Here is a 12,354-nt window from a genome sequence, read left to right as displayed (position 1 = left end):
TCAATAAATGAAATTAGCCCCTTATTGCATTAAATATTTAGTATTGCACTTCCCCGTCCCAGGCCATCATTCCACCTGTTACGTTCGTTACATCATAGCCATTCTCTTCAAGGACTTCGCAAGCCATTGCGCTGCGGCCACCAGCTTTGCAAATTATGTAATGAGGAACGGACGGGTCGATTTGATCCAAGCTAGTTTCCACCTGACCTAAAGCAATATGCTTAGCTCCAGGAATAATACCTGCATCTACTTCCTCTTGTTCGCGCACATCAATAATGTTGACTTGCTCGCCCGCATCTATTTTTTTTAGAAGTTCATCTGTCGTAATAGTTTTCATAAATAACCTCTCCACTTCATTTAAAGATTCTATCAAATAATAATTGGAGCAAGTGGAACTGTCAATGAATTAGATTTTACTCTTCTGATAGCTTTACAGGCTTAGATGGAGCAAATGTAGAAATCGCATGTTTATAAATGAGCTGTTGCTTCCCATCAGACTCGAACAATACAGTGAAATTATCATATGATTTCACTGTCCCCTTTAGTTGAAAGCCATTTAATAGAAAAACTGTTACAAAGATTTCGTTCTTTCTTAACTGATTTAAATAGTTGTCTTGAATATTCATTGGTTTCATCCCAATACCCCCGTTTGCAAATTCACTTAAAAACGTATCACTTTAACTATTCGCTTAAATTATTGATTTTCCTGCAAGAACCTACTAATTTCTTCTAAAATACTTTCACGGTCATTAAATGGATCGAACCATTGAATATCCATTTTGTTACGGAAATAGGTTAACTGTCGCTTAGCATACCTTCTAGAATTTTGTTTAAGCGTTTCCACGGCATCCTCAAGAGTCGAATTCCCATCCAAATAGGCATAGATTTCCTTATACCCTATTGCTTGAATGGATTGAACATCTCTTATGCCTTTATCATAAAGACCTTTTACTTCCTGTAACAGCCCTTGTTCTATCATCAGATCTACCCGCTTATTTATGCGCTGATATAATATCTCACGATCGATTGTTAGACCAATGATATAATGCGGAAAAACCTTTTCCTTGCCTTGGTTTTGCTCAATCTCGTCTCTTTGCTTTCCAGTTAGCTCATGCCTCTCGATTGCCCGAATGACTCTTTGCACGTTGTTCGGGTGAATGTCCTTCGCAGCCACTGGATCTACATCCTGCAGCATCGAATACAAGACCTCAGAGGACATACCTTCCAGCTCCTTCACCCTTGAGCTGTCTTGCTTTGGCTGCTCTGAAAAGCGGAAATCGTATAAAACCGACTGAACATAAAGTCCAGTCCCCCCAACAATAATGGGTACTTTTCCTCTAGAGGCAATATCCTTTATCTTTTCTCGTACGAGCCTTTGATACTCCGCCACAGAGAAGCCCTCTGTCGGATCTTTGATATCCAACAGATGGTGTGGAACATTTTCCATTTCTTCTTTTGCTATTTTCGCTGTTCCAATGTTAAGTTCTCGGTAGACCTGCATAGAATCCCCATTAATGATCTCCCCGTCACAAAACTTTGCCAGCTCTATACTTAATGCTGTCTTACCAACTGCAGTTGGTCCTACAATCGCGATAACTGCTGGATTACTATTCATCCTTCATCATCCACTTATATAAAAATTCCATTGTTTGCTCTTTCCCTAATTCCTTTAAAAGTTCATGCCTTGCATCTTCTATCAATTGCACGGTTATATTTTTCATACCTACTTTTTTCATACCTTCCGCTACTTTAAATACATCCTTGCCGTCTTTTCCCACCGGATCCTTTGCTCCACTTATTATTAGTACTGGTAGATCCTTACGAACTTTCATAATCTCTGATTCTTTATGAATAGCTCTCATGCCACCAAACATATCGACATATAGCTGGTTAGATGGGATAAAACCACATAGTGGATCCTCTATATACTTCCTTACTTCCTCCCCGTCTCTAGTTAACCAATCGAAAGGAGTTTCCGGATGAGCCACTTTCTTGTTGAATCCGCCAAATGCTAGCGAGTTAAGCAAAGGACTTTCTGCCTGTGGTGTTTTAATCTTAGAAGCTGCTTTACCAATTAGTTTTCCAATGTTGCCTAATACGCCAGGATCATATGCTGAACCACTTAGGATGACTTTAGATAGAGAATCACTATATTTTTGCATATATCGACGAGCGACGAACGAGCCCATACTATGTCCGAATAAAATAAGTGGAAGATTCGTTAATCCTTCTCGAACAGTTAACAGCACTTCACGTACATCTTCCGTAATTCTTTCAAAGCCAGCACGGTCTGCAAAATAGCCTAACTGACCATTCTTTACAGCCGTCTTTCCATGACCGCGATGATCATGACCACTTACGATAAAACCCTTATCAACCAGAAAATCGACAAACTCATCGTAACGCTCAATATGCTCAGCCAATCCATGCATAAGGTGAACATGGCCAATTGGTGTATCAGTTGGTATACATCTCATCACATAAATGAGGTGTCCGTCTGACATCTTTGCTTCTAAAATTTCCTTCACTCCACAACACTACCTTTCGAAAACATAGCATCCATTAAAGCTTCTTCTAATTGTTGCGAAAAACTTTCGGTCTCTTCCTCTGAATACTGGAGCAATTGCTTCATGACATTCAGCACTTCATCTTTATACAATTTGTATTGGTCAATACGGAAATAAAGCATACCCGTTCTTCTTACCAAGAAGTCTACAGGGGAGTACGTCATTTCTTCATGCACTGCATAGTAAATCTGCGCTAGCAAACCTAATTGCAAATTGGATGGAACAGTAGAGAGGATATGAGCGTATTGGAACACTTTATCGACATTAGAGCCGTAAAGCTTAGCCAACCTTCTTCCCTCTTCTTGCGTCAACCCGTAGGAAGGAGCGATTTGCTCTTTTAATGCAACAAACCCTTCGAATTGTTCGGAGCCACCAATTTCACCACCAGACAAATTCAAATGCTTCGTTACACAAGGGCCATACTTTTCATCCCCAAGTTGTTTCGATATCTTATCGACGATTGTTTCTGCCATTTTACGATAGCCAGTCAGCTTACCGCCTGCTATTGTTAATAGTCCCGCCTCCGATTGCCAAATTTCATCTTTCCGTGAAATCTCCGAAGGATCCTTGCCATCCTCATAGATTAAAGGACGAACACCTGCCCATGTAGATTCAATATGCTCAATTCCTACTTGGACACCAGGGAACATATAATGGATGGCATCTAATAGATATTCAACGTCCTGTAAAGTCGCTACTGGATTTTGAATTTTTCCTTCAAAAAAGGTGTCGGTTGTACCAACATATGTTTTGCCGTCTCTAGGTATCGCAAATACCATTCGTTTATCAGGTGTATCAAAATAGATGGCCTGGTGCAATGGGAATATAGATTGGTCGATTACTACGTGGATACCTTTAGTTAGTCGCAACTTCTTTTTATTTTCGATTGCGTCTAGCGCTCTTACGCCGTCTACCCAAGGTCCAGTTGCATTCACTACTTTTTTAGCATGGATCGCGATTCTCTTGTTTGTGACCATGTCTACTATTTCAGCACCAACTACTTTATTATCATCACTATAAAGGAAAGATCTTGCCTTAGCATAGTTTAAGCATACGGCTCCTTTTTCAATCGCTTTTTTTACAACCTCAATTGTTAGTCGCGCATCGTCCGTTACATACTCAACGTAGTAGCCACCACCAAGAAGGTCCTTACTTTTTACTAAAGGCTCTTTTTCTAGTGTTTCCTTAGCAGAGAGCATTAGACGACGCTCTTCTTTTTTTACACCGGCTAAATAATCATACAGCTTTAATCCAGCGGATGTGCTTACAGGACCAAACGTTCCTTGCTTATGGAATGGAAGTAGCATGCCAGTAGGTTTAGAGACATGAACTGCATTTTCGTATACAATTTCTCTTTCTTTCCCTACTTCAGCTACCATTTTAATTTCCATTTGCTTAAGGTAACGCAAACCACCATGGATTAGCTTGGTCGATCTGCTTGATGTACCAGCTGCAAAGTCCTGCATTTCCACTAAGGCTACGGACATCCCTCTTGTAACTGCATCAAGCGCTATGCCCGCTCCTGTAATACCGCCACCGATAACTAAAACATCGAATTCGTAAAAGTTTAATGTATTAAGTATTTGTTCACGTTCTACTGAAGATTTCACTTATTCCACTCCTCGTCCTGAAATTTAAATAATCTCGTTGCTTCAACGGCCAATTTCCAGCCTTTATATAATCGGTTTCTTCTTTCTTCCTCCATTTGAGGTTCATATAAGCGCTGGCTTTCCCTTAAATCGGAGAGCTCCTGCTCATCCTTCCAGAACCCTGTCGCCAAGCCGGCAAGGAAGGCGGCTCCTAGTGCGGTTGTCTCGTTAAGTTTTGCAAGCTCTACGGGTAAGTGTAACAAGTCACTTTGAAATTGCATGAGGAATTCATTACTTACTGCACCACCATCTACGCGTAACACTTCCACTGAGACACCAGAATCACTAATCATCGTATCTAAAACGTCTTTCGATTGGTAGGCAAGAGACTCAAGTGTTGCACGGATAAAGTGTTCCTTGGTCGTACCTCGGGTCAGACCAAATATAGATCCTCTTGCATCAGAATCCCAATAAGGGGTTCCTAATCCTACAAAGGCAGGGACGACATAGACACCTTCCGTTGAATCCACCCGCTTCGCATAGCTTTCCGATTCACTCGCATGCTTTAGCATACGAAGCCCATCACGAAGCCATTGTATGGCAGAACCGGCGACAAAAACGCTTCCCTCTAATGCATAAGTCACCTTCCCATTCATACCCCATGCAATGGTTGTCAATAAACCGTTCTCAGAGGTTACCGCTTCCTCTCCGGTATTTAACAGCATGAAGCAACCAGTACCATACGTATTTTTAGCCATTCCCTTGTCAAAACAGCATTGTCCGAACAAGGCAGCCTGCTGATCACCTGCAGCACCTGCTATATCTATCTCCTTACCAAAGAATACAGAAGGATCGGTTTTCGCATAAACCTCAGAGGAGGAAGCAATCGTAGGGAGCATCCCCATTGGAATATTTAGCTTTTCACAAATTTCCTGATCCCACTTTTGTTCGAATATATTATAGAGCATTGTCCGGGAGGCATTGGAATAATCTGTGACATGAGCCTTTCCATCCGAAAGCTTCCAGATTAGCCATGTATCAATGGTTCCAAACAGTAGCTCGCCAGCCTCTGCCTGTTCTCTTGCCCCCTCGACATTATCTAATATCCATTTCACTTTGGTTGCCGAAAAATAGGGATCTAGCTTTAAGCCCGTTTTTTCCTGGAAGAAGGATTCCAGGTTCTCTTTCTTCAGCTCATCAATAATAGATTGGGTCTGCCTCGATTGCCAGACAATTGCATTATAGATAGGTTTACCCGTGCGCTTGTTCCATACCACGGTTGTTTCGCGTTGATTAGTAATCCCAATGGCATGGACGTCTCCGGGCTGACTGCCGCTTTCTGTTAATACTGCTGCCAATACCGATAGTACCGTTCCCCAAATTTCCTTTGCATCATGCTCCACCCAGCCAGACTTTGGAAAGTGTTGCTTGAATTCCTTTTGCGCAGAGTGAACGATATTACCTTTTTTATCGAATAGAATAGCTCTTGAACTAGTAGTACCTTGATCGATGGATAAAATATATTTTCCCATATAACCCCTCCTACATTACTCGTTTGAACATCTTTTCAATTTCATACGTAGAAAAATGGACAATGACTGGTCTTCCATGCGGACACGTCAAAGGATGCTTCGCATTTTTTAGACTGACTAGCAGCTGCTCCATGTCATGTAACGTTAAATAATGGTTTGCTTTAATCGATAACTTACAGCTCATCATGATTGCCGCTTCTTCCCGGAGCTTTTTAATATCTGTTTTGCGATTCGTCAATACTTGCTCGATTAGTCCCTCAATAATCTTAGTTTCATGTCCTTTTGGAAACCATACGGGATGATCTCTCACAACAAAGCTAGAGGAACCAAATTCCTCCAAGAATATCCCTACTTTGTGCAGCTCATCGATGGATTCTTTAATACGATAGGCCTCATCCAAAGAATAATGGAAGGTGAGTGGCAGTAAAAGTGCTTGACGCTCTGTTACATCCACGTCCCCTACCTTTTCCTTGTAATACTCATACTTCACTCGTTCCTGTGCTGCGTGCTGGTCAATCAAATAAAATCCATCTTCACTTTGAGCAACAATATATGTACCATGGATTTGGCCGACCACATGCAAATCGGGAAACGGGTCTCTTAGTTCGAGTTCAGTTTCAGAATAAGGTTCCTCATTAGTAGGAAAGCTCTCTTCCATGACTGTCGTGTTGTCATCCCATTTAGTCGACTCTATTTCAGGTTGTTGATCAGCACTTCGAGTAGGTGTGACAGACATACCTTCCTGCTCCGTTACCTCCTGCTTTACTGGCTCATATGTTTGTTTAAAAAAATCAAACTGGAAACTTGGCTGAGGTTTTGGCTTTACAGGCTTCTCTTTAATCTCTAGTGGTTGTTGAGCGCGATGCATCACCTTACGGATGGTTTGTTTCACCAGCTCCATCAGTTCCTTTTCCTTACTCAAACGAATCTGATGCTTCGCTGGATGTACGTTAACATCAGTCAGCATTGGGTCTGTTTCAATGTTTAAAACGACAATTGGAAAGCGCCCTATCGGTAGTAGCGTATGATATGCCTCTACAATGGCATTATTTAATCCGTAATGCTTGACCCAGCGCCCGTTAACCAAAATCGTCATATAGTTTTTAGACGCTCTTGTAATCTCGGGCAGTGTTCCATAGCCTGAGATTTTAAAATCCGACGATTCTGCTTCGAATTTTATCATTTTCTTGGCATTGGACACGCCATATATGGAAGCAAGCACTTGTCTTAAGTCTCCACGGCCGCTCGTTTGTATGATTGTCTGATTGTTATGAGATAGCTTAAATGCTATTTCAGGAAAGCTAAGCGCTAAGCGATTGATCAAATCAATTGTATGTCCTAGCTCTGTTTGAATCGTTTTTAAATACTTTAGTCGAGCTGGTGTGTTGAAAAATAACTGTTTTACTACAATGTCCGTCCCTCTTCGGATTGGGGCAGGAGTACAGGAGATAACTTTTCCTCCTTCTAGCATAACCTTAGTCCCTACATTTTCTCCATCTGATGTCCAAAGATCGATTTTAGAAACAGAAGCTATACTGGCTAAGGCCTCTCCACGGAACCCTAAGGAGCGTATGCGGAACAGATCGTGCTCCGTCATTATTTTGGAAGTGGCATGTCTGGAGAAGGAACGTAAAGCATCCTCCTCGTCCATTCCCTTACCATTGTCTGTCACCTGAATTTTAGCTAATCCTGCCTCCTCTAGCATAATTTCTATGGAGGTGCTTTCTGCATCAATGGCATTCTCTACTAACTCCTTCACTACGGAGGCTGGCCTTTCAACGACTTCCCCTGCCGCTATTTTGTTAGATAAGAGCTCTTCCATTACGACGATTTTCCCCATTGTTGCTCACCACCTATATTTTTTAATCTAGCTCATTTTGTAGCTCGTATAATAATTGAAGGGCCTCTAAAGGTGTTGTACCCGAAATGTTGACCTTTTTAAGCTTTTTCATAATAATTCTTGCTGTTTCATTTTCTTCTTCATTAGTCTCTTCCGCTTTTACAATGGCTACGGGAGCTTCAGAAGAGGCCGCCTCATCAAAAAATGACAGCTGAGTATTTGCCCCGTTTCTCTCATTTGACTCTTTTCTCTCCTGCTGTTCAAACGACTTCAGGATATCTCGAGCTCTTGAGATAATCTCTTCTGGTAGCTGCGCAAGCTCTGCGACATGTATTCCGTAGCTTTTATCGGCTGGACCTTCTTTTAGCTTGTGTAGGAACACTACCTTACCATCTTGTTCAGTAGCAGCCACATGGACGTTTCGTAGCATCGATAACGTTTGCTCTAGTTCTGTCAGCTCATGATAATGAGTGGAGAACAACGTGTTTGCTCCAATATGGTCGTGTATATATTCCATCATGGCCTGGGCTAAGCTCATACCATCGTAAGTAGAAGTCCCACGTCCGATTTCATCAAACAATAGTAAGCTTTTGCTTGTTGCATTGACTATGGCATGCTGAGATTCCATCATCTCAATCATGAAGGTACTTTGTCCCCCTGCCAGGTCATCGGCTGCTCCTATTCGAGTGAATATTTTATCGACGATTGGCAGCTCAGCAGATTTAGCAGGCACGTAGCAGCCAATTTGAGCCATTATGACAGTAATGGCTACCTGTCTCATAAAGGTACTCTTACCTGACATATTCGGTCCAGTAATAAGTAGCATATTTTCCTTTTCAGTCAGTACACAATCATTTGGGACATACAGCTGATTGTTCATCATCTTCTCCACAACCGGATGTCTTCCCTCTTTAATAATCATCGCATTCGAGTCATGGAACATCGGTCTTGTCAGACGATGCTTTTCAGCGACCTCTGCAAACGAAATGAACACATCTAGCTCACTAATTTGCTTCGCTAGCTTTTGCACTAGTGGGATGTATTGTTTAATTTCTTCTCGCAGCTCAGAGAAAAGCTCATACTCTAAAACTAGGCTTTCATCCTCAGCTGAAAGGATAAGGGATTCCTTCTCCTTGAGCTCATCAGTTATATACCTTTCAGCATTTGCTAGAGTCTGTTTTCGGACATATCTTGATTCATCTGCCAAGTGAATGTTCGACTTCGTTAACTCAATATAATATCCGAATACTCGGTTATAGCCTATTTTTAAATTTTTAGCCCCAGTGATCTCTCGTTCTCTTCTCTCGAGCTCTGCAATCCATTTTTTCCCGTTAACAGAAGCATCTCGAAGCTTATCTAAGCGGTCATTGTAACCATTTTTTATAACTCCGCCATCTTTAACAGAAATTGGTGGCTGCTCGCTAATCGCATCCTCTAGCTTTCTCCAAATGTCCTGGCAATCTTCAATCGCTTCTCCTAATACTTGTAGCGTTTCGTCTTGTGTCTCCAATAAAAGCTGCTTGATCTGTGGAATTTTAGAAAGAGACTGTCTAAGTTGGGCAAGGTCGCGTCCTCCAGCACTTCCAAAGCCGATTCTTCCAACCAGTCGTTCTAAATCATAGACCTCTTTGAAAAGCTCTTTTATGTCCTCTCTTAACATGAAATCATCTAGGAAGCTGGTAACTATATTGAGCCTAGATTCAATCGCACTTTTATTGGCAAGTGGCTGATGAATCCATTGCTTTAGCTTTCTACCGCCCATAGCAGTAACCGTTTCATCTAAAAGCCATAACAACGTTCCTTTTTGATCTCCGCTTCGTATCGAGGAAACAAGCTCTAAATTACGTTTAGAATGGTAATCCATTGCAAGGAATGATTCTCTTTCCTGAAAGTTAAACGGTTGAATATGAAGCAATGATCGTTTTTGTGTTTTCTGTATGTATTTTAACAAGCGCTTGACTGTACGATAGGTCTCTGCTGGATGATTTACCACATACTTCGCAGCTTCATCATCCGACAATTCCTCTTGCTCAATGGATAACGTGAAATCGTGAATAGAGGATAAGTCATTTATCACTAAGTATAATTGTTCGCTTACGATTAACTCCTTTGCCTGTAGCGCCAAGAGCTGCTGAACGACTTCCTTCTCGTCTCCTTTTATAATAGTAGTAAACCCGTCACCTGTGGACACATCCAAATAGGAAAAGACAACCTCCTCCGTGGACAATAAATCTGCTGAGGCAATAAAATAATTCGTTTTATTTTGTAATGCCTTTCCCTCCATCAGAGTACCTGGAGTTACCAGTTGAACAACCTCACGTTTAACCACACCTTTAGCAACCTTCGGATCCTCCACCTGCTCGCATATCGCTACCTTATACCCTTTCGAAATTAGGGTCTCTATATAGCTCTGTGCAGCATGATGTGGCACTCCACACATTGGAATGCCATCCTTTCTGCTTGTTAAAGTAATTTCCAAGATGGATGCCGCCTTAATCGCATCATCATGGAATAGCTCGTAAAAGTCACCGAGACGGAAAAACAAAAAAGCATCTATGTAGTCTTCTTTAATCTTTAAATATTGTTGCATCATTGGAGTAATTGTAGTCATTGTTTCCCTCTTCTCATTGTTACTCCCCCTATTATAACAAATTAAATAATCACCGCAGACATAATACGACTTGTTTTTAGATGTTTCTTGTGGGAAAAACTAGCTTTAGAGGAGACCTATTGCAATCATTAGAAGGGACTAGTTAGAAGAGCTACATGACCATGCCAGTGCATGCAATTTATGGTATCTCAAAAAAAAATTCATACTTTAAAGCAAAAAAAAGCCGGCCAGCGCCGGCTTATTAAAGTGAAGATGAATCGTGGAAATCGTCTGAAGAGCTGGATGAGCTGGATGAACTAGATGAGCTGGAAGAGCTAGATGAACTCTCATCCTCGTAAGACCATTCTTCCTCGAAATCTTCATCATAAACTTGAATACAAACAGTTGTTTCTCCTACTACTTCCGCAAGTAACTCTCTCTCTACCGTCACTTGGAATTCACAGCCTTTGACAATAATTGCTTCTGTGCAATTTGGCTGTTGAATGACACGTACATGTACTTCCTCACCAGTGGCATCTTTGTCTCTATAGCTTAGTTTAATGCGGTCCTTATAGTTCACAGTCTCCGTAAATACAGATGTTTTAGAGTGATCGTGGTGAGCATACCACACGTTGATATCGAATTTTCCAGATACTTCTACAAATTTCCCGTGTTTTTTAGACTGGTACGTATGATTAATAACCCAGCACCCTAAAATGCTAGAAGGTGTGTTTGGTGGTCGAAGTGTCTCACAAGATTCCGTTCTCTTTTTACCTTTAGCAACTACTGCTTTCGTCACGATATGTCGCAAATATTTCATGTTCTTCCTCCTTGTAATCAAGTCATAACATCATATGCACCGTTTGCCCAATCGGTTCATCTGTTTGAAGATGTTGTGTAGATAAAAAGGGAAAGAATATGATTTCTTTTTTCATTTCTCGTATGTATTCGACAAGGAGCTGGGACAAAATTCTCTTCCAAATAAAAAGTCTCGCAATGTTTAGGACCTGGCAAAGTTTTCGGGGCTTCTATTCAATACATGCAGTTGTTTTCCGATACGGCGGGCGCTTTCTGCGGGGCACGGCTTCAATCTCCTCGTCGCTTTGCTCCTGCTTAGGCTTTCAGCTCGCGCTGTTCCCCCAGGAGTCACCGCCTCCTCACCAAACAACTAGAATGGAGAAATTTCTTTCAAGATATCAGCTAAGCTAGCTATAAAAAGAAGTATAAGGTGAAATCAATTTGCCGATTTCACCTTATTTAATTTATTGACTAATTATGTCCTAGCTATTTTAGTTTCTTGGCACGTTCTTAATTTCTTCATTTTTAATCTTGAATTTACCCAAGAAGCCTTCTACTTCAACGTTTAAAATATACGAAGAGTCGCTAAAACTTGTATAATGTCGTTCTATTTTCGTTATAAATATACCTGGTGAAACATAGCCTCTAACAGACTGCATCATAACTGGCTCTTCTCCTTCTTTTACATCTAGTTGGAAAGTATCGCAATTATAATTAAGGCAGTGTACTTGATAGGAACTTTCCATCCAGTTGGCATAATCAGTTTCACTTGGCTTTAGGATAATGACAACTATAACAAATGTAATAAGTATGGATAAAGACAGTAAAAACCAAGATTTTTTGCTCATAAAATACTCCTTTTTTTCAAAGAAATTTATGTTGTACAGAAACCATAGGCCAGTTACCCTTCCAGTCCTTGCTCTTCATACGATTTTTATATACGTCTTGAAGTTCTTCGCTCATTACAAATACCGGCACTGGGCGAACTTGCATTTGAATTACGTCCTCGATACCATGAGGTGCCGTTAAGATTAAACCATCAGCCCCTAACTTTACCCCTAACGCTGTGACTGTTTCCGGGAAATTTGCTATCCCGTCCTCCGCTGATTTATAAGGTGGGAGATTATTTATCTTGTGCATCCTTGCCTGGTTTTTCACAGACCAAGGGATACCAGGCTTCCAAGCTATCAACTGCTGTTCGAGTCTTTTCTCCTCCCCTTCATCCAAGCAATGAGGATCAAAGTAAATCACATCTATATCTGCCAAGGGGGTACGTCTATCATATCCATGTAGCGTATCCCATATTTTCGACCGAACAAACCCAGCGCAAATCCACCAATCGGGAAGATTTAGTCGCTCTGCCACTCTCAGTAAATCCATCATCCATTTGTCATCTTCTATTAGGGCTATTATCTCTTGCTCCGTATGAATATCCATC

At 41.2% G+C, this 12,354-nt stretch carries 11 protein-coding genes; all 11 read right to left on the bottom strand.

The window, feature by feature from the left end; translation table 11 throughout:
- Positions 1-37 precede the first annotated feature (37 nt).
- The 11 genes from NSQ95_RS07630 to NSQ95_RS07580 all read right to left on the bottom strand — a co-directional run bounded on the left by NSQ95_RS07630 (position 38) and on the right by NSQ95_RS07580 (position 12,353).
- Positions 38-337, bottom strand: coding sequence for a rhodanese-like domain-containing protein (locus NSQ95_RS07630; protein ID WP_342560634.1), 300 nt, complete (start codon positions 335-337; stop codon positions 38-40).
- Between the two features lie 76 nt (positions 338-413).
- The gene (gene hfq, locus NSQ95_RS07625; RefSeq protein ID WP_144541813.1) at positions 414-635 is read right to left on the bottom strand and encodes an RNA chaperone Hfq; all 222 of its coding nucleotides are present in this window, start codon (positions 633-635) and stop codon (positions 414-416) included.
- A 59-nt stretch (positions 636-694) separates the two neighbouring features.
- Complete coding sequence (gene miaA, locus NSQ95_RS07620) at positions 695-1,615, bottom strand: tRNA (adenosine(37)-N6)-dimethylallyltransferase MiaA (protein ID WP_342560633.1); 921 nt, start codon at positions 1,613-1,615, stop codon at positions 695-697.
- The gene (locus tag NSQ95_RS07615) at positions 1,608-2,528 is read right to left on the bottom strand and encodes an alpha/beta hydrolase (protein ID WP_342560632.1); all 921 of its coding nucleotides are present in this window, start codon (positions 2,526-2,528) and stop codon (positions 1,608-1,610) included. Before NSQ95_RS07615 ends, miaA begins: the two co-directional genes overlap by 8 nt.
- Positions 2,525-4,177 (bottom strand): glycerol-3-phosphate dehydrogenase/oxidase, encoded by a 1,653-nt coding sequence (locus NSQ95_RS07610; RefSeq protein WP_342560631.1) that lies wholly within the window; start codon positions 4,175-4,177, stop codon positions 2,525-2,527. Before NSQ95_RS07610 ends, NSQ95_RS07615 begins: the two co-directional genes overlap by 4 nt.
- The gene (gene glpK, locus NSQ95_RS07605) at positions 4,174-5,688 is read right to left on the bottom strand and encodes a glycerol kinase GlpK (protein WP_342560630.1); all 1,515 of its coding nucleotides are present in this window, start codon (positions 5,686-5,688) and stop codon (positions 4,174-4,176) included. The genes NSQ95_RS07610 and glpK overlap by 4 nt, the downstream gene beginning before the upstream one ends.
- A gap of 10 nt (positions 5,689-5,698) precedes the next feature.
- Positions 5,699-7,528, bottom strand: a complete 1,830-nt coding sequence (gene mutL / locus NSQ95_RS07600; RefSeq protein WP_342560629.1) for a DNA mismatch repair endonuclease MutL — start codon at positions 7,526-7,528, stop codon at positions 5,699-5,701.
- Positions 7,529-7,550: 22 nt separating this feature from the next.
- Entirely contained in the window at positions 7,551-10,139 is a 2,589-nt protein-coding gene (gene mutS, locus NSQ95_RS07595) for a DNA mismatch repair protein MutS (RefSeq protein WP_298472216.1), read from the bottom strand.
- Between the two features lie 241 nt (positions 10,140-10,380).
- Entirely contained in the window at positions 10,381-10,938 is a 558-nt protein-coding gene (cotE, locus tag NSQ95_RS07590) for an outer spore coat protein CotE (RefSeq protein WP_251557107.1), read from the bottom strand.
- Between the two features lie 469 nt (positions 10,939-11,407).
- The gene (locus NSQ95_RS07585) at positions 11,408-11,764 is read right to left on the bottom strand and encodes a hypothetical protein (protein ID WP_342560628.1); all 357 of its coding nucleotides are present in this window, start codon (positions 11,762-11,764) and stop codon (positions 11,408-11,410) included.
- 16 nt (positions 11,765-11,780) lie between these two features.
- Positions 11,781-12,353, bottom strand: coding sequence for a nucleotidyltransferase family protein (locus tag NSQ95_RS07580; RefSeq protein ID WP_342560796.1), 573 nt, complete (start codon positions 12,351-12,353; stop codon positions 11,781-11,783).
- Position 12,354: the final 1 nt, after the last annotated feature.

Origin of the sequence: Psychrobacillus sp. FSL W7-1457 (assembly GCF_038593405.1) — a bacterium.
Lineage (GTDB): Bacteria > Bacillota > Bacilli > Bacillales_A > Planococcaceae > Psychrobacillus.
Note: the sequence above shows the minus strand (reverse complement) of the source record. Positions and strands in the feature narration are given on the sequence as shown.